Below are 21,154 nucleotides of genomic sequence, written 5' to 3' on the forward strand. Positions count from 1 at the left end.
CTCCAGCCCTGCTGGCGCAGCGATGCCAACGTCACTCTGTCTTCTGGCTGCAAGTGTTCGTATCTCGTTCTCATTTGCGTACATTACCCTCGGTGAGGGTGTTGCACTTCAGATTTGAGACCGCCCTGTATTACTGCTTCGGAGGGGTAATGATTAGATATTTTCCATATTTAAATTCAGAGCCAGGAGAAATACCGATTTCCCCAAGTAGCACCCGTCCATCCGGTGCGACTCCCAGAAGTCTTACTTCACCACCGAACCCGCCTGCAATATCCTGCACAGAACCGTCTGCATTTCGGCGCTGCAACCATGAAAATCCGAAAGACTTTCGGGTCAACAAATATAATTGTTCACCGTGGCTGGCCAGTCCCAGTACACCTCGTGACCCAAAGCTGATCGACTCGATAACTCTTGCCGGAGTGATGCGGTAGTCGTGTTGTACAGATGCCCCTTGGATGGGGGTTTCAGAAAAACTGACGAAAATTTCTCCTGAACAAATTGCCATGCTGCGGTAAGACTTTCGATAGTCAAATATCGCAGGAATGTCTTGATCGGGTGGCGTTAGTGTGTCCGCGAATTTCTTTAGAACGCCCGTCGCGGAGATTTCGAATATGGCGCCGGAGTTAAAGTTGAGTATATAAATACTTCCGTCCAATCCTTCGGCGATGGCGTGTGGAGTTATTCTTGTTGGGCCACTCTCGGAGTTGTAGATGAGGGTTGTTTCGCCATTTTGCACCACGCGATGAATTCGCCCTCCCATGCCCCAAATGGTATTAATTATTCCATTGCCGCCTGAATAAACTTCTGCGACGTAGAGGTTGCCATCAGAGTGCTCAAGGACAGACACATCGTATGGAGTGTCTTTGAACCCGGGATTTCCCGGCACGTCTCTCGCCAATTCAAGGCGCTCTATGTTTGCTCGCAACGGCACCGTTGCACCTTGCTGATTTTTTCGGCTCAGCTCACGGTTGCTCGTATTCCAAATCCATAGATCACCGCTTTTGCTGAGACCAATGCATCGCTCCGATTGCGCCAAATTTGCCAAAGCACCTGTAGCAGTAGCAACTCCTTCAATCCAGGCGCCTTCTACTGACAGTTTGGCTGTGTTGGATTGCACGGCGCCCCCGGCGTTGGTGGCGACGAGCGAGAAGCTCGCTCCTGAGTCCGTTAAAGCCACGTTATGAACGGAGAGGACGCTATCAGTAGCGCCGGGAATGGGGGCTCCGTTTCGAAGCCATTGGTAGGTAAGAGAAGTCTCGGAATGCACTGTCGCGCGAAACACCGCTGTATGACCTTCGAGCGCTGACGTGTCGGATGGATGAGATTGGATTGTTGGAAGTGCAGATGGATGGGGGGCGCTCCCTCCTCCGCCGCATGCGGAAAGCAACACAGCGAGAGAAGTCAGAGACGCAGTCCTACGAGTAATTGAGCTACTCAACAATGCAGGGGGGCCAAATTTCATTTGCACCTCAAATAGTTTCTGAAAGCCGCGATGTTAGGAGGGGCATCCAGGGTGGCGAGCAATTTCACAAAGTGTTACCGTTTCTGTCCTTGTTAGAAATTTCGTTCAGAACAGAGCGCCCCGCGCATCCACCCGGATGATGCGTTCCACCACGCCCTGCACCAGACCACCGCGCACGCCGATCAGGAAGTCGTGCAGGTTCACCGTGGGGTCGCAGTGGCCCGGGATCAGCCACAGCATGCGGCCCAGCGTGGGCAGGCGGGCATCGGAGCCGTCGGCATAGAGCAAGCCATGCTCGTCGCCGCCGTTGCCATAGCGCAGGGCATGCCCAGCGGGCAGCAGGGCCACAGTGGGCAGGCCGGAGTCGATGGCGTGGCTCTTGTGGCCCGCGTCGCACACGGCGTGGGTGTCGCGCACCGACACCACCTGGGTTTTGACGAACAGCGCGTGTTCAAACGCGGGTTGTGCGGGCTCGCGCTCGTTGCGGGCGTAGTCAGCGTCCATGAACAGGAAGGAGCCCGCCTGCAACTCGCCAAACACGCCACTCGCGGCCTCATGCACCAGGGTGCCGGTGCCCGAGCCGGTGATCAGCGGCACGGGCAGCCCGGCGGCTTCGATGAGCTGGCGCGTGTGGTCGGCGGCGCGCACCACCTGGGCAATTGCCTCGCGGCGGCCCACGCTGCTGCCCAGGTGCTGGGCGCGGCCATGGTAGGCCTGCAGGCCCGCAAACCGCAGGCGCGGGCTGCGCGAGACGGCCAGCGCCAGCGGCACGGCGGCCTCGCCGGGCGGCACGCCGCAGCGGCCCTGGCCCACATCGATTTCCACCAGCACATCGATGCCCGCATCGCTGCCATGCTGCGCCATGGCTTCGGCCAGGCGGGCGATGCCTTCGGGGTGGTCCACCGCCACGCCCAGTCGCCCGCCGCGCGCTGCCAGCTGGGCGGCCAGCCGCGCCATGCGGTGCAGCTTGGGCATGGCAATCACCTGGTTGGTGATGGTGATGTCTTGCACGCCCCCGGCGGCCAGCGCCTCGGCCTCGGCCACCTTTTGCACACACACGCCCTGGGCGCCTGCGCGTTGCTGCAGCAGTGCGAGTTCGGCACTCTTGTGCAGCTTGGCGTGGGGGCGCCAGCGCACCTGGTGCTTGCGCGCAAAGTCGGCCATGCGCTGGATGTTGCGGTCCATGGCGTCCAGGTCCACCACGAGGGCCGGGGTGTCGATCAGGTCCACACGTTGGCCGATGCAGATCTGGAGTGCGTCAGGAATGGGTTTCATCGCGGGTCCCTTGGTCGTCCAGGTGTTGTGTGTCCGCCCAGCCCACCAGGCTCAGGCCGTCGGGTGTCCACAGCAGGCGGTTGATGGCCGCATTGGAGAGTTGCCAGGTGCGCGGCGCCTGGATGTCCTGGCGCGTGGCCAGGCGGTACAGCACGTCGAGCACACCGCCGTGCGCCACCATCACCACCTGCTCGCCCAGGTGCTGCTGCGCCAGTTGGGCCACAGTGCGTTCGATGCGTTCTCGCAACGTGACCAGCGACTCGCCGCCCTCGGGGGTGTAGTGCGGATCGCGCTTGCGCCAGCGGTGGGCGTCCTCGGGCAGCTCGGCCTCGATCTCGGCAAAGGTGCGGCCTTGGAAATGGCCGAAGCTGCGCTCGCGCAGGCCGGTGTGGGTGGTGAGTGGTGCGCCCGTGGCGCGGGCCACGGCCTGGGCGGTGGCGTGGGCGCGCTGCAGGTCGCTGGTGTAGATCGCGGCGATGGGCTCGTCGGCGAGTGCACGGGCCACCTGGTCGGCCTGCCACAGGCCCGTGGTGTTGAGCGGAATGTCCAGGTGGCCCTGGATGCGGGTGTCCACGTTCCAGGCGGTTTCGCCGTGGCGGATGGCAACGATGCGGGTGGCTTGCATGCAGTGGGTTGGTGGGGGCTGCAGGGTGTCTCAGGGAGCCGGCGGCGCCAGGGGCAGGCGCACTTGGCGAGGCCCTTGGGGCGGCTTCGGAAAACCGTTGAGCGCGGCATCGAACAACACGCCATACACGGCCGGGTCGCTCACCCACACGTCCTCGTGCACGGCCGAGGTTTCGTACACCACGGCCTGGCTGGCGGCGTCGCGCATCACGATGCTGACGGCACGGCGGTGCAGGGGCGTGGGCTCGCCAAAACGCCACAGGCCATGTATCCCCCAGCCCCGGCCGTACCAGCCGCTCATGCCCCAGGGGCCGGGGCCGTAGGGACCATAGGGCCGGAACGGGTTATAGCGCGGCACGGCGTCGGCCTGCACACCCAGCTGCACCAGCAGGCGGGGCGCGGCATCGTCGCGCTGCAGGCCCGCGCGGGCCAGGGATTGCTCGGCCAGTGTGGCGATGGCGTCAAACGATGGGGCTTGCTGAGAAGGCAGGCGTTCAATGCGGTAGGTGGCGGGGGCGGGCACGGCTGCCAGGGTCGAGAAGCTCTGCACCTGGCCTTCGACCACGCGGGTGGTGCTGCAGCCTGCGAGCAGGGCGGTGGCCAGGCCGAGTGCAAAAAGAGGAATCCAGCGGCGTTGCGTCATGGGCAGAGTGTCCTGAAAGAAGGATCTCTGTGAGAGTGCCGCAGCCCGCCAGGGTTCACGACAGCTGCACCACCTGCACGCCGGGCAGCGATGGCGAGGGCGCCGCAAACTCTTCCTTGTCAAAGGCCTTGTCGCCGTCTTCGCTGGCGATGCCCGTGGCCCGGGCGTTCTTGAAGTCGTACAGGCCGCCGTCCAGCAGGTGCGAGGGCACCACGTTCTGCAGCGCGGTGAACATGTTCTCCACGCGGCCGGGGAATTTTTTCTCCCACTCGCGCAGCATCTCGCCCACCTGCTTGCGCTGCAGGTTCTCCTGGCTGCCGCACAGGTTGCAGGGGATGATGGGGAAGTTGCGGTGTGCAGCCCAGCGGGCCGTGTCCTTCTCGGCCACGTAGGCCAGCGGGCGGATCACCACATGCTTGCCGTCGTCGCTGACCAGCTTGGGGGGCATGCTCTTCATCTTGCCGCCGAAGAACATGTTGAGCAGCAGCGTCTGCAGGATGTCGTCGCGGTGGTGGCCCAGCGCGATCTTGGTGCAGCCCAGCTCGTCGGCCACGCGGTACAGAATGCCCCGGCGCAGGCGGCTGCACAGGCTGCAGGTGGTCTTGCCCTCGGGGATCAACTTCTTGACGATGCTGTAGGTGTCTTCGTTCTCGATGTGGAAGGGTACGCCGGTGCTCTTCAGGTACTCGGGCAGCACATGCTCTGGGAACCCGGGCTGCTTCTGGTCCAGGTTCACAGCCACCAGATCAAAGTGGATGGGCGCGCGCGCCTTGAGCTTGAGCAGGATGTCCAGCAGGGTGTAGCTGTCCTTGCCGCCGGACATGCACACCATCACCTTGTCGCCCTCTTCGATCATGTTGAAGTCCACAATCGCCTTGCCGACCTCGCGGCACAGGCGCTTTTCCAGCTTGTGGGTTTCGCGCTCGATCTTGATCTCAGGGCGTGGCGCAGTAGCGGGCGCAGGGGCGGCCACGGCGGGGGATTCGGCTTCTGTCCAGACGGTACTCATCCCCCGATTGTCTCATTCCCGCTGTTGGGGCGGCAGGGGGAGGAGGGCGCTCACCACTGCCCGGTTTCCATGCGGATCGCTACTTCGCAGTCGTCAAAAATCTCCAGCTTGGCGATTTTTACCCGCACGCCCAGCACGCCGGGCAGCTGCATCAGGCGGTTGGCCAGCTTGCCGATCAGGCTCTCCAGCAGGTTCACATGCTCGGCCGTGCACTCGTCGATGATGATCTGGCGCACACGGCGGTAGTCCAGCACATGGCCGATGTCGTCGTCGCGCGGGGCCAGCGGCTGCACGCCCAGGCTCAGTTCGGCATCGACCTGGATGGGCTGCGGGTCGGTCTTTTCGTGGTCGAGGATGCCCAGGTTGGCGTCAAAGCGCAGTCCGGTGAGCGTGAGGATCTGGGTGCCAACAGCGTGGGTCATGGAAAGAGGTCCTGGCTTGGGTGGGCCTGTTTGTATGTATGCGCGTGTGTGCGGGTGCTCACATCAGCGAAAAATCGCGGTCAAACTTCATCAGGTGCTGGCCACCATCCACCAGCAGCGTGGTGCCGGTGATCGACCGGTTCTCCAGCGCGAACTTCACGGTGGCGGCGACGTCCTCGGCGGTGGACGAGCGGCCCAGCGGGGAGAGCGCATGCAGCTGCGCAAACTTGTCGTCGCTGAGCATGTGGCTGGTGAGCGTGAGGCCGGGCGCCACGCCCACCACCCGCACGCGCGGCGCCAGCGCCAGCGCCAGCATGGTGCCCGCCGCCTCCAGCGCAGCCTTGGAGAGTGTGTAGCTCACAAAGTCGGGGTTCTGGTTCCAGAGCTTCTGGTCCAGCAGGTTGACCACGGCGCCCTGCGCATCGGCCTCGCCTGCCGCCACGCGATCAGCCACATGCTGGTGCAGCGCCTGGGCCAGCAGCACGGGGGTGGCGGTGTTGCTGCGCAGGTGTTTTTCGAGTGCGGCAAAACCGAAGGTCTCGGCGTTGTCGTGCTCGAACAGCGAGGCGCTGTTGACCACCGCATCCACGCGGCCAAAGTGCGCAACCACGCGGGGCAGCAGGCCACGCACGGCGGTCTCGTCCTCAAAATCTGCGTCAAAAAGGGCGCTGCCGCCCGCCAGTTGTGCGCAAGCCGCTACGGTATCCATAGCGTCCTGCTGCGACGTGCGGTAGTGCACCGCCACCTGCCAGCCCCCCGCCGCCAGCGCCAGTGCAATGCTGCGGCCCAGGCGCTTGGCGGCGCCTGTGACCAGAACGGTGCGCGGATGGGTGGGGTGAGGCATGGGAGCTGGGGGACAATGCGGGCCGTGACCCAAAGACCCGACAGTTTAACGACCGCCCTGCACCAGCATATCGCCCAGGCCATTGCCGCCGAAGGGGGCTGGCTGGGGTTTGACCGCTTCATGGCGCTGGCCCTCTACACCCCCGGCCTGGGCTACTACGCCAACGATTCCACCAAGTTCGGCGCCATGCCCGAATCGGGCAGCGACTTCGTGACCGCCCCCGAGATGACCCCGCTGTTCGGCCAGACGCTGGCCGTGCAGGTGGGGCAGGCCCTGGAGCAGACCGGGACCGACGAGGTGTGGGAGTTTGGCGCTGGCTCCGGCGCGCTGGCCCTGCAACTGCTCGACACGCTGGGCGACCAGGTGCAGCGCTACACCATCGTTGATCTGTCGGGCAGCCTGCGCGCGCGCCAGCAGGCCAAGCTGGTAGCCCACGCCCACAAGCTGCGCTGGGTGGATGCACTGCCCGAGAAATTCAGCGGCGTGGTGGTGGGCAACGAGGTACTGGACGCCATGCCCGTGCAACTGCTGGCGCGCCACGGCGGCCAGCAGGGCGGTGTGTGGCACGAACGCGGTGTGGTGGTGGCCGAAGACGGCCACTTTGCCTGGGCCGACCGCCCCACCGACCTGCACCCTCCCGTGGGCATTGAAGGCCCGCAGGACTACCTGACCGAGATCCACGCGCAGGGCGAAGGCTTCATGCGCATGCTGGCCGACCGGCTCACGCGCGGCGCGGCTTTCCTGCTGGACTACGGTTTTGGCGAAGACGAGTACTACCACCCCCAGCGCCACATGGGCACCGTGATGTGCCACCAGGGGCATCTCGCCGATGGCGACCCGCTGGTGGCGGTGGGGCTCAAAGACATCACCGCCCACGTCAACTTCACCGCCATGGCGCTGGCCGCGCAGGAGGCGGGCCTGAATGTGCTGGGCTACACCACGCAGGCGCATTTCCTCATCAACTGTGGTTTGCTCCCAAAAATGGAGCGGCTACCGCAAGCCCAACGGGCGACAGCGGCCAAATTGATCATGGAACACGAGATGGGCGAGCTGTTCAAGGTGCTGGCCGTGGGCGCGGGCGAGCCATGGGAGCCCATGGGGTTCGCGCACGGCGACCGCTCGCACCGGCTGTGAGGCAGCAGGCCGCATGTTCCGCTGGCTCCTCGTTATCTTCCTCGCCCTGATGCTCATCAGCTGGCTCACACCGCTGCTGCGCCGCCTGGGCTTTGGGCGCCTGCCGGGGGACTTCAGGTTTCGCTGGCTGGGACGCGACTGGGACGTGCCGCTCGCGTCCACGCTGCTGCTGAGTTTTGTGGTGAGCCTGCTGACCAAGCTGCTTTAGAGCCTGCTGCCGGCCCTTGAAACGCCACGCGGTGGACGCCATGTGGTTTGTCAGAAAACCCCTGACCTGCCCATGACCGAAGCCCTGCACATCGTCTGCCCCCACTGCCACACCACCAACCGCGTGCAGGCCGTCCAGCTGGGCAGTGCGCCCGACTGCGGCAGCTGCCACCGGCCCCTGTTTGTGGGCGCACCGCTGGAGCTGGATGCCACGAGCTTCGACAAGCAGCTGGCGCGCAACCACATCCCCGTGCTGGTGGACTTCTGGGCGCCCTGGTGCGGGCCCTGCCGCCAGATGGCGCCTGCCTTTGCGCAGGCTGCCCGTGAACTGGAGCCGCGTGTGCGCCTGGCCAAGCTCAACACCGAAGACCAGCAGGCCATCGCGGCGCGTTATGCCATCCGCAGCATCCCCACCATGGTCCTGTTCCAGCAGGGGCGTGAGGTGGCGCGCATTTCGGGCGCGCTGGGCGCGGCGGACATCGTGCGCTGGGTACGCACGGCCGCAGGCTGAGGCAAGTGTTTCAGCGAATTCCCAGCATGCGGTCCAGCGACACAGCGCCCGCGCCGCGCCCCGCCAGGTACAGCATCAGCCCCGCCCATGACAGGTGCGTGGGCCAGGCATCGGGGTACACAAACACCTGGATCACCAGCGTCATGCCCAGCAAGGCCAGGGCCGACAGGCGCGTGAACAGCCCCAGCACCAGCAGCACCGGAAACAGGTGCTCGGCCACGGTGGCCATCTGCGCCGCCAGCTCGGGCGGCAGCAGGGGCAGCTTGTATTCATCGCGGAACAGCGCATAGGCGCTATCGGAGATGGTGAACCAGCCCTCGACCTTGGTGCGCGCCGACAGCCAGAAGATGCCCGCGATGGCCACGCGGTTGACCAGGGCCAGCAGGCTGTGGGGCGTGAGCCAGGTGGCGGCATCGGCCAGACGTGCCAGCAGCACGCGCGGGCCTTTGGCGGGGGCGGTGGGAAAGTGGGTGGTGGTGTGCATGGGGGCTCCTTTGAACAGGTTCTCAGCCTGTGCATGAATCGGTGAGGGTCAGGGCGCCTGCGTCCAGCAGGCTACCCATCAGGGCGGCAAAGTCGGTGCCGGGGTCGGTCTCCAGGGCGTGGGTGGCTGCGGCCTCCAGCGTGAGGCCCTGGGCGCAGGCGTCCAGAAACGCCACCCCTGCGCGGGGCAAGGGGCGCCAGGTCACTTCGGCGTGGGGCCGGGTGAGCAGGGCCCCATCGCCAGACCAGTCCAGCGCATCGGGCAGCGCCAGGCCTGCACGGTGGTGCTGCCACAGGGCATACGCAGGATGCGCATCGCACCACGCCCAGCGCGCGGCGGGGTGGGGGCGCAGTGGCACCTGGGGCAAGGTGTGCGGCGCCTGCTGTGCCAGCCAGTCGCGGCCGACAGCGGGGGCATCGGCCGCCAAGTGGCATTCGGTCCAGCAGCGGTCCAGGCGCGCCACTGCACTGAGGTAGGGCAAGTCGGCCGCGGGCGCGAACTGGTCCAGAAAGCGGGCGAAACCGTCGCCGTAGCCCACCAGCACACCGTCCTGGGGCGGCTGGGCACGCGCGTACACGGCGGCCGCTGCGCGGAACCAGTCGGTGCCCACCAGCTGGCACACCGTGGGGTAGCTGGCCTGCAGTGCGTCGATGCAGCCCTTGAGCACGGTGTTGCGGTACACGGCAAACCCGGGCTGGGACTCCAGCGCGGACAGCCATGGCGCATGCATGGCCTGGCCGCGCAGTGCGGCCGAAAAGCCGTCCTGAAAGGCGGTCAGCTGCATGCGACCTCCTCGGGCTGCGCTGCGTGCGCTGCCGTGAGCGCGCGGTGCGCCTGGTCGCGTTCGGCCATCAGTTCGCCAAACGCGGGCAGGTGCTCGTCGCGCTCAATCAGGGTGGGCACGGGGCCGGTGCACGCGATCACCTGCTCGTACAGCGCCCACACGGCAGGCGCCACGGGCGCATCGTGGCTGTCGATGAGCAAGGCATCGCCATGCACCGGGTCGGCATGGTGGCCTGCGAGGTGGATCTCGGCCACGGCATGCAAGGGAAACGCATCGATGTACGCCTGCGCGCAAAAGCCCAGGTTGTTGGCGCTGACATGGACGTTGTTGACATCCAGCAGCAGGCGGCAGCCGGTGCGCTGCACCAGCGCGGCCAGAAATTCGGTCTCGGCCCAGTCGTGGCCGTCGATGTGCAGGTAGTGCGTGGGGTTCTCGATGGCGATGGGGCGTTGCAGCGCGTCCTGCGTGCGGGCGATGTTGTCGGCAATGCGTTGCAATGCGGCCTGTGTGCGCGGAAACGGCAGCAGGTCGGGCAGGTACTGCCCGCGCCAGGTGGACCAGGCCAGGTGCTCTGAAACGATGGCGGGCTCCACGCGCCTTGCGAGGGCGGCCAGCCGCGCCAGGTGTGTGGCATCGGGCGGCGCATCGGCAGCGAGCGACAGCGACACGCCGTGCAGGGCCACCGGATGGCGCGCGCGGATGGCTTCGAGCCAAGCCAGGCGCGGGCCGCCGTCGGCCTGGTAGTTCTCGGGGTGCACCTCCCACCACAGGCCGGGGGCGGTGCACCGCAGCGCCTCGTCGTAGTGCTGAGGCTTGAGGCCCAGGCCGGCGGTGAGAGGGCACGCAGTCATCGGTCAGGCCTTGATGGGTGCCAGCGAACCCATGCCCTTGGGCGTCTTGATGGTGGTGCAGGTGCCTGCGGGCACCAGCTTCCAGGCGTTGCCCTGATAGTCCATCTTGGACGAGCCTGCGCAGGTGGTGCCGGGGCCTGCGGCGCAGTCGTTTTTGCCGGCCATCGACACGCCATAGCATTTCTCCGTGGCGGGCTTGGCGCCGTCCATGGGGGCGGTCTGGGCGATGGCGGTGCCAGAGGCCAGGGCCACAAGGGCGAGGGCGCCGAGGCTGAGGGTGCGTGGGGTCATGACGGTGTTCTCCAAAGGTTGAGGGGGTGAAGCCGACCGGGAGGGCGCCGCGCTGTGGTGGTGTCCAATGGCCCGATCTGCGTTGTAATTCGCGCAGGGCGGCGGGCCGGTTACAGCCCCGCCGCAAAAAATGCCACCGCATCCGCCGATTTATTTTTTGCCGCGCCTGTAACCGGCGGGCCCCTTGCTCCGAATTCCCTGCTGGGAGACCTTCATGGAGATTGTTGAAGAGCGCTTGCGCGGCTTGTTGCTGCAAGGGCTGGACGCCGACGCAACTGCCTACCAGCGCTTTTTGAAAGAGCTGAGCGCCCACCTGCGCGCGTTTTTGCGCCGCCGCCTTGCGCAGCGGCCCGATGAGGTGGAGGACCTGGTGCAAGAGACGCTGCTGGCCGTGCACAACCAGCGCCACACCTACCGGCCCGAGATGCCGGTGACGGCCTGGGCGCACGCGATTGCGCGCTACAAGCTCATCGACTGGCTGCGGTCGCACGCCGTCAAAGAGGGGCGCAACGACCCGCTGGACGATGCGGACGAACTGTTCGCCAGCAGCGACAGCGAGGCCGCCGAAGCCCGGCGGGACCTGGGGCAGTTGCTGCGCACGCTGCCAGACAAGCAGCGCCTGCCGATCGAGTACGTGAAGCTGGAAGGGTTGTCGGTGGTCGAGACGGCGCGCCTCACGGGGCTGTCGGAGTCGGCCGTCAAAGTCGGCGTGCACCGGGGGCTCAAGGCCCTGGCCGCCAGGATCAGGGACATGGCTTACGCCCAGAAGGGGGCAGGCAAACCGCCGGGCACCGCAGGCCAGTCGGTGGTGCCCCCGAATGCGCGCAAAGCCCAGGAGAAATAGCATGAAAACCGATGAATTGATCCACCTGCTGGCTGCGGACGAGCGGCCTGTGCAGCGCACCGCCATCGAGCAGCGGTTTGCCGTGGCCACCGTTGTGGGCATTGCCGGTGCCGGGGTGCTGATGCTGGTCCTGTTTGGCCTGCGCCCCGACCTGCTGGCGACCATGGCGCTGCCCATGTTCTGGGGCAAGCTGGTGTTTGCGGCGGCCCTGGCTGCGGCCGGGGTGGCCCTGCTGCGCCGCATGGCCCGCCCGGGCATGCAGGTCGGCCACGCCGCCCTGTGGCTGGCTGTGCCGCCGCTGGTGCTCTGGGCTCTGGCCCTGGTGGCGCTGGCGCAGGTGCCTGCGGCAGAGCGTGCGCCGCTCATCCTGGGCAGCACCTGGCGCACCTGCCCGTTCAACATTGCGGCGCTGTCGGTGCCTGCGTTCGTGGCGGGGTTCTGGGCGCTCAAGGGCGCGGCGCCCACCCGCCTGGCCTGGGCGGGCGCTGGCGCGGGCCTGCTGGCCGGGGCGCTGGGCGCCTTGGTCTATGCCTTGCACTGCCCCGAGATGGCCACGCCCTTCCTGGCCGTGTGGTACCTGGCGGGCATCGCCATCCCCACAGCGCTGGGTGCCATGCTGGGGCCACGCCTGCTGCGCTGGTAAAAGCCGCTCCTTGAACAGGTTCTTGGCGTGCGTTGGTCGGTTCAGTGCGCGGTGGGCTCTCCGAGCCACTGCGCCACGGCCTTCACCCGCGCCTGGTGGATCAGCGCACCCACCTGCGGGCCGCTCTGGCCCTTGGCTGCCGCCTGCGCCGCAATCTCGCGCGTGACCACTGCCTGCACGGCGGCCAGCACGGCCAGCAGGCGGGGGCGCTGCGGGTAGGCAGACTCTTCAAACCCCAGCCGCCCACGTGCGTCGCATTCGCAGGCCAGCAGGATCTCGGCAAACCGCTCGGGCTTGCGGATCGCGTCGCAGCGCTCCAGCAGGCGCACCAGGGCAGCGGCAGACAAATCGGTGCTGCGGTGGATGTGGCCATGTTCACGCGCCACCACATCGGCCGTTTCGCGGCAGTCCACCGGCACGCGCAGGCGCTCGGCCACGTCTTTCAGCAGCTCGGCGCTGCGGGTTTCGTGGTCGATGTGGCGTGGCAGCACATCGGCGGGCGTGGTGCCCTTGCCCAGGTCGTGCGCCAGGCAGGCAAACCGCACCGTGAGCGGCGCTTGCAGCCGTGCGGCCATGTCCAGCACCATCATCAGGTGCACGCCGGTGTCCACCTCGGGGTGGTAGTCGGCACGCTGGGGCACGCCCCACAGGCGCGCCACCTCGGGCAGCAGCACGTGCAGCGCGCCACACTCGCGCAGCACCTCGAACATGCGCGAGGGTTGTTCCTCCATCAGCCCGCGCGCCAGCTCCTGCCACACGCGCTCGGGCACCAGGTGGTCCACCTCGCCGTGCTCCACCATCTCGCGCATCAGCTGCATGGTTTCGGGCGCCACGGTGAAGTCGGTGAAGCGCGCCGCAAAGCGCGCCACGCGCAGGATGCGCACCGGGTCTTCGCGGAAAGCGTCTGTCACATGGCGCAGCACCCGTGCCTCAATGTCCTGGGTACCAAAATACGGGTCAAAAATGCCTTCTGCGCGCGTCCCATCTATGTTTTCAGCTATTGCATTGATAGTAATGTCGCGGCGGGAGAGGTCTTCTTCCAGCGTCACATCGGGCGCGCTGTGCACCACAAAGCCCCGGTAGCCGCGCCCGCTCTTGCGCTCGGTGCGGGCCAGGGCGTATTCCTCGCGCGTCTCGGGGTGCAGAAAGACGGGGAAGTCGCGCCCCACGGGCAGGTAGCCTTGCGCCAGCATCTGCTCGGGCGTCGCGCCCACCACCACCCAGTCGCGGTCGTTCACCGGCCGACCCAGCAGCTTGTCGCGGACCGCGCCGCCCACCATGTAGATTTGCATCGGCATAGTTTAGGGCGGGCCCCGGCCGTATATTCCTGTCCACCATGTCCCTATCGTCCGACCTCACCATTGCCCAGCTCAACCCCGACGGCAGCGTGCCCGTGCCCACCGCGCCCGATGCCGCTGCCAACGCAGCCGCCGAAGCCTTGCAGCGCGAGGCGCAGCTTGAGGCGCTGAAGGCAAAGGTGGAAGGGCTGCAGGAGATCCTGGCCAAGCCGCTCAACGACATCCTGGCCGAACACGACAAGTTCAAGGAGGTGGCGGCCGCGTGGGATTCCTTCGGTGCGATGTGGATGCTGTCGCAGCGCGCCATGCGCCGTGTGGCGATGGACCTGGCAGCCAAGCAGGGCGTGAGCGAAGAAGAGGTGGTGGCCCGCGCCATGGCCTATGCCAACCAGGTGCTCAACACCGAGGACGAAGACCTGGGCGGCTCCATCGCTCCCGCGCAGCTGGCGCACATCGCGCGGCACAAGGCGTTCTTGCGCAAGCAGTTCCGGTAAAGAAACTGCCCGCGCGAGGTGTCATTCAGCCAAACACCGGCCTGAAATAACTCCGCTCATAGCTCACGATGCACCCCGTTTCCTCGGCGTAGCGGAACGCCGCCTGGCAGTCCGCGTCCTGCATCGACGCTTCGCGGTAGCGCTCGTAGGCCGCGAGGCTTTCGAACGTGAACAGCGCCAGCGCGATGTTGTTGGCCCCCTCGCTGGGCATGAAGTAGCCGTGGTGCCGGCCGCCGAACTTCTCGACCAGCGGGATCCACAGTTTTCCGTAGTGTTCGAACTCTTTCAGCTTGCTCGTGTTGAGCACGTAGCGCAGGTAGATGGTGACGGCCATGGGGGTGCTCAGTCCTCGGTGTGGCGCAGGCGGTAGGGCTCCTCGAAGGCCAGGAAGTCCTTCTCGCCCAGGGCTTCGGCGATCCAGGCCTGCACGCCGGGCAGGGCGCGCACGCGGTCCACATAGGCCTTGATGGGGGCGGGCACGGGCAGGGCGTAGGTGTGCAGGCGCATGCACACGGGGGCAAAGTAGGCGTCGGCTACGCTGAACTCGCCAAACAGCAGGGGGCCGCCATGCTCCTGCAGCAGGGCGCTCCACATGTCCACCAGACGCTGCACATCGGCGCGCACGCCGGGCTTGTCGCGCCAGATCAGCGCGCCGGCGTCGGCCAGGTCGGCCTCGATGTTCATGGGGCAGTTGCTGCGCAGGGCCGTGAAGCCGCTGTGCATTTCGGCGCAGACGCTGCGTGCGCGCGCACGGGCCTTGGCGTCCTGGGGCCAGAGCTGCTTGTCGGCCCAGGTCTCGGCCACATATTCCGCAATCGCCAGGGTGTCCCACACCACCAGGTCGCCATCGACCAGCACCGGCACCTTGCCCGTGGGGCTCACGGGGCTGATGACACGCTTGAACTCCGAGTCGGCCTCGAAGCTGTCGAAGCGCACGCGCACTTCCTCGAACGGGATGCCGGCCTGTTTGAGCAGCACCCAGGGGCGCATGGACCAGGACGAATAGTTCTTGTTGCCGATGTAGAGCTTGGGCATGGTGAGCACCTGAAAAAAAGAGGTCAGCCCGCCATGCTAGCGGCTGCGCGGCGCGCCAGCGATGCCAAAACATGGCCTGAATGATGCGTGGCGCGCATCACAGGCCACACCTTTGCCTGCACCGCCCCTTAGACCGGCCAGACCACGCCGTTGTCGTTCAGGATGGCGTCGAGCGGCAGGTCGAACTCTTCGGGCTCGAAGTCGTCCAGGAAGCCGTGGGTGAACCCCAGCCCCACGGTGAAGGGCTTGGGCTGCAGCGTGGCCAGGGTGCGGTCGTAGAACCCGCCGCCGTAGCCCAGGCGGTAGCCCCCGGCCGCATAGCCCACACAGGGCACAAACAGCAGCGTGGGCACGATGACCTCGGTGTCCTTGGGCTTGGGGATGCCGTAGGCGTCTTCCTCCATGGGGCAGCCGGGGTACCAGGCGTGGAAGGTGAGCGTCTTGTGCTGCTTGTTGACCACCGGCAGGCCGATGCGGCGCAGCTGAGGCTCGTCCAGCAGTTCGCCGTCTTCCTTCCAGCGGTGCAGGGCGGGCAGGGGGGCGAACTCGCCCTTGATGGGCCAATAGGCGCCGATCACGGTGTCGGGCCGGTTCACCAGCCAGATGCGCATCACCTGTTGTAACAGGTCAGACCGCTGTAGGCGGTCGGGCAGATTGAGGCGTTCTTCTATCAATGCGCGCCGAAGGGCTGCTTTGTCCATCACATAATTCCCCCATGCAATTGTTTCGAATTCTGACACCGCTTGTCGCCAGTGCCCTGCTTGCCACGGCGGCCCCCCTTGTCCAGGCGCAAAACAGCAAGGGCGACGATACCCTGCTGGAGATGCAGCAGGCCTTCCGCAAAGGCGACCGCAAGCGGCTGGAGCAACTGCTGCCCTCCGCCCGTGGCCATGCGCTGGAGCCCTGGGCCGCCTACTGGGAACTGCGCGTGCGCCTGGCCGAGGCCCAGCCCGCTGAAATCCAGTCGTTCATGCAGCGCTACGCGGGCAGCTACCAGGAAGACCGCCTGCGCAACGACTGGCTGCTGTTGCTGGGCCAGCGCCGCGACTGGGGCCAGTTTGCCGAGCAGCACCCCAGCTACCGCATGTCGGACGACCGCGAAGTGCGCTGCTACGCCCTGCTGATCGACCATATCAAGGGCACAGCGAACCCCACGGTGGCCGAGGATGTGCGCAGCAACTGGTACGCGCTGCGTGACGGGGACGATGGCTGCACCCATGCAGCGCGCGAGCTGCATGGCTACAAGAAACTCTCGGCGCTGGACGTGTGGCGCAAGGCCCGCCTGGGCGCGGAGGCCAACCGCCCCCGCGCGGTGCGCAGCGCCGTCGAGATCGTGGCACCCGATGCGCTGCCCCAGCTCAAGGAGGTCCTCGACGCGCCCAGCAAATACCTGCTGGCGCGCGACGCCACGCGCAGCAAGGTGCGCCAGGAGCTGGTGCTGCTGGCGCTCGTCCGCCTGGCCGCCAGCGACCCCGACGGCGCAGCGCGCCTGATCGAGACACGCTGGGGTGTGCACCTCACCTCCGAGGAGCGCAACTGGGCCTGGGGCGTGGTGGGCAAGGCCGCAGCGCAAAAGCTTTCGCGCGATGCGGTGGAGTATTTCGACAACGTCAGCCGCGACAAGGACCTGAACGACGACCTGCTGGGCTGGAAGGTGCGCGCCGCGCTGCGCGCCGGCCAGTGGAAGACCGTGGGCAAGGCCGTGGACGCCATGGGCCCCGAGGCCCGCCAGGACAGCACCTGGGTGTACTGGAAGGCCCGCTCGCTGCTGGCAGGGCGCGTGACCGACGCCGAGCGCGCCGAAGCGCGCCAGCTGCTCGAAGGCATTGCCAGCACGCGCGGCTTCTACGAAATGCTGGCCATGGAAGAGCTGGGCCAGCGTATCACCACGCCCCCCGCACCCGCGCCCCTTACCGCCGAAGAAAAAGCAGGTGCCCGCGCCAACCCGGGCCTCAACCGCGCCCTGTACGCCATCCTGCTGGGCCTGCGCACCGAAGGCGTGCGCGAGTGGAACTACACCACCAACCTGCACCAGAGCGGCGGCATGCCCGACCGCGAACTGCTGGCCGCCGCCGACTTCGCCTGCCAGCGCGAGGTGTGGGATCGCTGCATCAACACCAGCGAACGCACCAAGAGCGTGGTGGACGTCACGCAGCGCTTTCCCACGCCCTTCCGCAGCGCGGTGGTCGAGCGCGCCAACGGCATCGGGCTGGACCCGGCCTATGTGTACGGCCTGATCCGCCAGGAAAGCCGCTTCATCATGGACGCGCGCTCGCACGTCGGCGCCTCGGGCCTGATGCAGGTCATGCCCGCCACCGCGCGCTGGACGGCCAAGAAGATCGGCTTGAACAACTTCACCGCCGACCAGATCAACGACCGCGACACCAACATCACCATCGGCACCGCCTACCTCAAGCTCGCGCTGGACGACTTTGCAGGCTCCATGCCCATGGCCGCTGCCGCCTACAACGCCGGCCCCGGCCGCCCGCGCAGCTGGCGCAATGGCCCCGTGCTGGACGCCGCCATCTGGGCCGAAAACGTGCCCTTTGCCGAAACCCGCGACTACGTGAAGAAGGTGCTGGCCAACACCACCAACTACGCCGCCATGCTCAGCGGCCAGCCCCAGTCGCTCAAGGGGCGCCTGGGCACCATCGGCCCGCGCGACGCGGCGGCGCCCGAGGTGAACAAGGACCTGCCCTGACGCCCGCCATCCGCCCCCCGCAGCATCTGCTGCAGCCGGCGCGGCGCAGGTGGATGAGAGTTTGCTATAAATAGAGTAGCTAGAAGCGCATGATGGACGCGCGCAAAGCACCGATTTGATTCATATTTCTGGAGGGAAGACCATGAAAAAGCTGTGTGGGGTGGCCCTGGCCGCCATGGTGTGCTGGGCGCTGGGCGCTGGGCGCTGGGCACGGCCCAGGCGCAGCCCGTGTACAAGTGGGTGGACGCCGACGGCAAGACCCACTACGGATCACAACCCCCGCCCTCCAAACAGGACGCCGAGCCGCTCAAGCTGCAAAGCAACAACGGCAGCACCAAGAGCGCATCGCAGTCCGCCAAGCCCGCCCAGCAGTACAACCCCGACGGCACCAAGAAGATCCCCAAGGACGTGGAAGAGTTTGGCCAGGGCATGAAGAAGGCGCTGGAAAAGGTGGACGGCAAACAGGTGCCGCTGAACTGCTCAGCCGCCGTGGACAACATCCACTACCAGGCCGACCAGATGCTGGAAGTGGGCCAGAAAAACGTGCGCGACGGCTACATGGCCCAGGCCGAATACGACAAGACGGCCCCCAAGATCCGCGAGGCGCGGGGCAAATACAGCGTGTCAGACTGCCAGGCGTCGTCGGGCAACAAGAAATCGTTCTACCAGTGCATGTCGAGCAGCAACAACCATGTGATGGGGTGCGACAAGCAGTTCAAGCATTGATGCGGCGACAAGGGGCCGGGGACTGGCAACATACACCGGCGCCTGCTTGCGGCCAGGAGCAGCCTGTGGAAGCGAATGGAAGCAGACGCTCAACGTGGAAGTGGGGGGGCGGCCGGAGCGAAGCGCAGGGAACCACAAGCGCAGCTTGTGGCCGTCCTCTCGACTGCAGTGTTATGTGTCGCATCCCGTACGATCATATGGTCGCTTGTGAAACAGGTGCGGGTGGGTCTGGTACCACTCTTTCATCGCCTGCATCGGCGTACTGCTCTTGAGCGCTGACTGCGGCAACTGGTGGTTGTACAGGGCAACATAGCGCAGCAGGGTCTGCTCCATGTCTTCGCGGCTGTTGAATCGGTGGGTCTTCAGAACGTCCGCAATGCGGCCATTGAACCGCTCCACCATGCCGTTGGTTCTCGGGGTCCTGGGCTTGGTCAGTCGGTGCTCGATGCCTAACTCCTGGCACAGTTGATCGAACTCATGGTTGCCGCTGGGTTCGCGCTCCCGGCTGGCAAACAGACGGTCCGTGAACTCTTTGCCGTTGTCGGTCAGCAGCTTGTTGATCCTGATCGGACAGGCCTTGTGCAACGCCTTGAGGAAGGCCTGTGCGCTGGCAGCTGTCTTGTTGGCCTTGAACTGCACGAACACCCATCGCGTGGCCCTGTCGATGGCCACGAACAGGTAGCGCCTGCTGCTCTCGTCCTGCATCTGGGGCAGGTACTTCACGTCCATGTGCGCGTAGCCTGGCTCGTAGCTCTTGAAGGCCTTGTGGGCTACCGCAGGCGCCTGGGGCTTGAGGGCATTGAGGTTGCCTGCACCATGGCGGCGCAGGCACCGGTCCAGGCCGGAGCGTGAGACGTGGGGACAGATGAACTCCCGTGTCACTGCCAGCAGGTCATCCAAAGGCAGCAGCAAGGTACGCCGCAAGTGAACCACCACGGTCTCTTGTGCTGGCGTGAGCACGGTCTGCAGGTGGTGGGCAGTGTGCGAGCGATCTGCAAAGACGGAACGCTTCTTCCACTTGTAGACCGTCTGCTCGGTGATCCCAAAGCGCTGAGCCAGGATGCTGGCGGGTTCATCGCTGGCTGCGATCTCGGCACGCACGGCGGGCGTGGTGCGGGCGTTCTTGTGCAGGGCTATCAACATGGCTTCACTCCCTGGGTGGATTGCAACGACTCTATCAACTCTTGCAGAACGGCTCGGGCCATGAAGAGTGGATAGCGTTTGGAGTCTATGCAATCGTCCGGGATGCGAAAGTTATGTGGCATTACTCGTATGCCTCCAGCGTGTTGAATATCTCCTGCGACAGGGTTTCAAATTGAGTGTGAATGGACTCCGATAGCTTTGTTGAATTATCAAAGTCTGGGGCCAAAAGTAGAGGAGCTTCGAAAATTGAATACTCTGGCATTACCTCCTTATTGACCCACTTCACTTCTCCTAGTTTTCTCCAATAGAGAATCTGTACATCCTTTGTTTGCCCAAGGAGCCACAGCTCAAAATTTGCATTTTTGTGGTTGAAGACAATCGCAAGCTTTAGCTTTTTCTTCTTGAGATAGTCGTTTTGCAAGTAAAAGTACGTGAAATCTATGTTGCCATGCAACACATTAGCAATCAAGAATTCGCTTTTGTACTTCTTAGAGAATTCAGTTCTTAGATTTTGAACAATGTCAACTAGGTCTTGATAGGTCTTTTGGAATTCTCCACTGGAGAATGCAGCCTTATAACCCGGTATACGTGAATTTAGACTTTTGCTCGACATCAATCTTCCCTCCCCAAAAAAAATCAGCTGACACATAACGACCGACATAACCGGACCAACAGCCGCAGGCTGTTGGGTCCGAGCCCGCGAAGCGGGCGGTGTTGATGGACCGGTTAGGCGTCATGTCGATTTAACGATTTTGTCAAAGCGGCTATCAAGACATACGCTTAGGTCAGTTGTGACGAATTGGCCATTCCTGAAAAGTGAGAAGATTGTTGCTGGGGTGGGTGATGACTGTGCTTGGTTTACTGTTTCTAATTTAATTGTTGTTAGCGAAAGTCCTCTTTTGCGAGTAGCTTCAATAAGTGAGGTTGTTACGTGATGTTCGGTATATGGACATCTGTTGGAGTAATATACCGTTATGTCGGTTTTGTGGTGGCATTGGCCGCTACGGGCGATATCGTTGAATCTTGGTTGTTGCTGGATTGCATCGCCAAGTCTGAGTTGAAGGAGGCTGAAGCCAGTCTCGGTCGTGTCGACGACTTCGAAGCCATGCTTAAGCAGCCATTTGGTGTCGCTCATGAAATGGAACTTTTTGAATCCGACAACGGCCACTATAGCCGATTTGTTTTTGTTTTTTACCGTATTGATTACGTGTTCTAATAATCCGTTCCCATAACCTTGGCCTGCATATCGCCCAGACACCCAAAAACAACCCAGTGCGATACAGTTTGGTGCACTAATTGGTAGCCAAGCAGTTTCCGATGGTCCAAACTCAATGAAAACTTTTGCTCGTTCATCTAGTCTAAGAAAAGCCAGTTCATTATTGAACTCGTTTTTTAGCCAACTTTTTTTGAGTTCGTAGCCTGCGGTGCATTTCTTGTCAGAGAAAGCACAGCAGATATGTTCTGATTCAATGTTGCCAGCATCAAGGTTGATAAATGGCATGGTGGCTCCGCTGTGACGCCTAACGATTGGAGTTAACCGGCGCTTCCGACAGCGGCGCGACGGGACGGACGATGACTCGCAGAGGCAGCGTCCGAGTTGAATGATGGGATGGACTCCCCCGTTTGTTTGCGCGAGATTGGCGCACTGGTCTTCATTGGCGTGGGGATCAGGTCTTCAAACGAAAGGAGTCCGACATGCATGCTACTACCGTGGCCGTCGACTTGGCCA

26 protein-coding genes are annotated in these 21,154 nt (G+C 64.5%); 8 read left to right on the plus strand and 18 right to left on the minus strand.

Translation table 11 applies throughout. From position 1 onward, the window contains the following. Positions 1-130 precede the first annotated feature (130 nt). From ACYZGB_RS21660 to ACYZGB_RS21690, 7 genes are all read right to left on the minus strand, one after another. Positions 131-1,117: an NHL repeat-containing protein gene (locus ACYZGB_RS21660; RefSeq protein WP_462390970.1), complete on the minus strand. Its 987-nt coding sequence runs from the start codon at positions 1,115-1,117 to the stop codon at positions 131-133. A gap of 450 nt (positions 1,118-1,567) precedes the next feature. Next, positions 1,568-2,737 carry a DSD1 family PLP-dependent enzyme gene (locus ACYZGB_RS21665; RefSeq protein ID WP_462390971.1) on the minus strand — a complete coding sequence of 390 codons (1,170 nt, stop codon included), beginning with the start codon at positions 2,735-2,737 and terminating at the stop codon, positions 1,568-1,570. Then, the gene (locus ACYZGB_RS21670) at positions 2,721-3,362 is read right to left on the minus strand and encodes a histidine phosphatase family protein (protein WP_462390973.1); all 642 of its coding nucleotides are present in this window, start codon (positions 3,360-3,362) and stop codon (positions 2,721-2,723) included. Before ACYZGB_RS21670 ends, ACYZGB_RS21665 begins: the two co-directional genes overlap by 17 nt. A gap of 30 nt (positions 3,363-3,392) precedes the next feature. Next, positions 3,393-4,004 carry a DUF4136 domain-containing protein gene (locus ACYZGB_RS21675; protein WP_462390974.1) on the minus strand — a complete coding sequence of 204 codons (612 nt, stop codon included), beginning with the start codon at positions 4,002-4,004 and terminating at the stop codon, positions 3,393-3,395. Positions 4,005-4,059: 55 nt separating this feature from the next. Further along, complete coding sequence (ttcA, locus tag ACYZGB_RS21680; RefSeq protein WP_462390975.1) at positions 4,060-5,013, minus strand: tRNA 2-thiocytidine(32) synthetase TtcA; 954 nt, start codon at positions 5,011-5,013, stop codon at positions 4,060-4,062. A 50-nt stretch (positions 5,014-5,063) separates the two neighbouring features. Next, positions 5,064-5,435: a dihydroneopterin aldolase gene (locus tag ACYZGB_RS21685; RefSeq protein ID WP_094289013.1), complete on the minus strand. Its 372-nt coding sequence runs from the start codon at positions 5,433-5,435 to the stop codon at positions 5,064-5,066. A 58-nt stretch (positions 5,436-5,493) separates the two neighbouring features. Continuing rightward, positions 5,494-6,279, minus strand: coding sequence for an SDR family oxidoreductase (locus ACYZGB_RS21690; RefSeq protein WP_462390976.1), 786 nt, complete (start codon positions 6,277-6,279; stop codon positions 5,494-5,496). Between the two features lie 15 nt (positions 6,280-6,294). On the opposite strand from ACYZGB_RS21690, the gene ACYZGB_RS21695 reads away from it, so the two are divergent. The 3 genes from ACYZGB_RS21695 to trxC all read left to right on the plus strand — a co-directional run bounded on the left by ACYZGB_RS21695 (position 6,295) and on the right by trxC (position 8,131). Then, entirely contained in the window at positions 6,295-7,413 is a 1,119-nt protein-coding gene (locus ACYZGB_RS21695) for a class I SAM-dependent methyltransferase (protein ID WP_462390977.1), read from the plus strand. A gap of 13 nt (positions 7,414-7,426) precedes the next feature. Continuing rightward, positions 7,427-7,621 carry a DUF2905 domain-containing protein gene (locus ACYZGB_RS21700; RefSeq protein ID WP_108615419.1) on the plus strand — a complete coding sequence of 65 codons (195 nt, stop codon included), beginning with the start codon at positions 7,427-7,429 and terminating at the stop codon, positions 7,619-7,621. A gap of 72 nt (positions 7,622-7,693) precedes the next feature. Then, positions 7,694-8,131: a thioredoxin TrxC gene (gene trxC, locus ACYZGB_RS21705; protein ID WP_462390978.1), complete on the plus strand. Its 438-nt coding sequence runs from the start codon at positions 7,694-7,696 to the stop codon at positions 8,129-8,131. A gap of 10 nt (positions 8,132-8,141) precedes the next feature. Here the strand turns inward: trxC and ACYZGB_RS21710 are convergent, their stop codons facing one another. From ACYZGB_RS21710 to ACYZGB_RS21725, 4 genes are read right to left on the minus strand one after another with little or no spacing between them, the layout of a single operon-like run. Further along, entirely contained in the window at positions 8,142-8,615 is a 474-nt protein-coding gene (locus tag ACYZGB_RS21710) for a DoxX family protein (RefSeq protein ID WP_462390979.1), read from the minus strand. A 22-nt stretch (positions 8,616-8,637) separates the two neighbouring features. Further along, on the minus strand, positions 8,638-9,399 hold the full coding sequence (locus ACYZGB_RS21715; protein WP_462390980.1) for an HvfC/BufC family peptide modification chaperone: 762 nt from the start codon (positions 9,397-9,399) through the stop codon (positions 8,638-8,640). Next, positions 9,390-10,250, minus strand: a complete 861-nt coding sequence (bufB, locus tag ACYZGB_RS21720) for an MNIO family bufferin maturase (RefSeq protein WP_462390982.1) — start codon at positions 10,248-10,250, stop codon at positions 9,390-9,392. Before bufB ends, ACYZGB_RS21715 begins: the two co-directional genes overlap by 10 nt. A 3-nt stretch (positions 10,251-10,253) precedes the next feature. Then, complete coding sequence (locus ACYZGB_RS21725; protein WP_462390984.1) at positions 10,254-10,541, minus strand: BufA1 family periplasmic bufferin-type metallophore; 288 nt, start codon at positions 10,539-10,541, stop codon at positions 10,254-10,256. A gap of 214 nt (positions 10,542-10,755) precedes the next feature. Here ACYZGB_RS21725 and ACYZGB_RS21730 point away from each other — a divergent pair, with 214 nt between their 5' ends. Next, on the plus strand, positions 10,756-11,385 hold the full coding sequence (locus tag ACYZGB_RS21730; RefSeq protein ID WP_462390986.1) for a sigma-70 family RNA polymerase sigma factor: 630 nt from the start codon (positions 10,756-10,758) through the stop codon (positions 11,383-11,385). Position 11,386: 1 nt separating this feature from the next. Then, positions 11,387-12,028 carry an NrsF family protein gene (locus ACYZGB_RS21735; RefSeq protein WP_462390988.1) on the plus strand — a complete coding sequence of 214 codons (642 nt, stop codon included), beginning with the start codon at positions 11,387-11,389 and terminating at the stop codon, positions 12,026-12,028. Positions 12,029-12,069: 41 nt separating this feature from the next. Here ACYZGB_RS21735 and ACYZGB_RS21740 read toward each other — a convergent pair whose 3' ends face one another. Continuing rightward, positions 12,070-13,320 (minus strand): multifunctional CCA addition/repair protein, encoded by a 1,251-nt coding sequence (locus ACYZGB_RS21740; protein WP_462390989.1) that lies wholly within the window; start codon positions 13,318-13,320, stop codon positions 12,070-12,072. Between the two features lie 44 nt (positions 13,321-13,364). Here ACYZGB_RS21740 and ACYZGB_RS21745 point away from each other — a divergent pair, with 44 nt between their 5' ends. Then, a complete protein-coding gene (locus ACYZGB_RS21745) occupies positions 13,365-13,820 on the plus strand; it encodes a hypothetical protein (RefSeq protein ID WP_462390990.1) in 456 nt (151 codons plus the stop codon). 25 nt (positions 13,821-13,845) lie between these two features. On the opposite strand, the gene ACYZGB_RS21750 is transcribed toward ACYZGB_RS21745, so the two are convergent. The 3 genes from ACYZGB_RS21750 to ACYZGB_RS21760 all read right to left on the minus strand — a co-directional run bounded on the left by ACYZGB_RS21750 (position 13,846) and on the right by ACYZGB_RS21760 (position 15,556). Continuing rightward, positions 13,846-14,154: an NIPSNAP family protein gene (locus ACYZGB_RS21750; protein ID WP_462390991.1), complete on the minus strand. Its 309-nt coding sequence runs from the start codon at positions 14,152-14,154 to the stop codon at positions 13,846-13,848. 8 nt (positions 14,155-14,162) lie between these two features. Beyond that, the gene (locus ACYZGB_RS21755; protein ID WP_462390992.1) at positions 14,163-14,855 is read right to left on the minus strand and encodes a glutathione S-transferase family protein; all 693 of its coding nucleotides are present in this window, start codon (positions 14,853-14,855) and stop codon (positions 14,163-14,165) included. Between the two features lie 128 nt (positions 14,856-14,983). Beyond that, complete coding sequence (locus tag ACYZGB_RS21760) at positions 14,984-15,556, minus strand: 5-formyltetrahydrofolate cyclo-ligase (RefSeq protein ID WP_462390993.1); 573 nt, start codon at positions 15,554-15,556, stop codon at positions 14,984-14,986. Between the two features lie 14 nt (positions 15,557-15,570). Here ACYZGB_RS21760 and ACYZGB_RS21765 point away from each other — a divergent pair, with 14 nt between their 5' ends. Together ACYZGB_RS21765 and ACYZGB_RS21770 are read left to right on the plus strand one after the other, a co-directional pair. Beyond that, positions 15,571-17,556, plus strand: coding sequence for a lytic transglycosylase domain-containing protein (locus tag ACYZGB_RS21765; RefSeq protein WP_462390995.1), 1,986 nt, complete (start codon positions 15,571-15,573; stop codon positions 17,554-17,556). Positions 17,557-17,709: 153 nt separating this feature from the next. Then, positions 17,710-18,282 carry a DUF4124 domain-containing protein gene (locus ACYZGB_RS21770; protein WP_462390996.1) on the plus strand — a complete coding sequence of 191 codons (573 nt, stop codon included), beginning with the start codon at positions 17,710-17,712 and terminating at the stop codon, positions 18,280-18,282. Positions 18,283-18,453: 171 nt separating this feature from the next. Here the strand turns inward: ACYZGB_RS21770 and ACYZGB_RS21775 are convergent, their stop codons facing one another. The 3 genes from ACYZGB_RS21775 to ACYZGB_RS21785 form a co-directional block, all read right to left on the minus strand. Next, positions 18,454-19,425 (minus strand): IS481 family transposase, encoded by a 972-nt coding sequence (locus ACYZGB_RS21775; RefSeq protein WP_462390997.1) that lies wholly within the window; start codon positions 19,423-19,425, stop codon positions 18,454-18,456. 121 nt (positions 19,426-19,546) lie between these two features. Further along, positions 19,547-20,038 (minus strand): DUF7000 family protein, encoded by a 492-nt coding sequence (locus tag ACYZGB_RS21780; protein WP_462390998.1) that lies wholly within the window; start codon positions 20,036-20,038, stop codon positions 19,547-19,549. Positions 20,039-20,158: 120 nt separating this feature from the next. Continuing rightward, entirely contained in the window at positions 20,159-20,926 is a 768-nt protein-coding gene (locus tag ACYZGB_RS21785; protein ID WP_462390999.1) for a GNAT family N-acetyltransferase, read from the minus strand. Positions 20,927-21,154: the final 228 nt, after the last annotated feature.

Source organism: Acidovorax sp. Q11, from assembly GCF_054950075.1.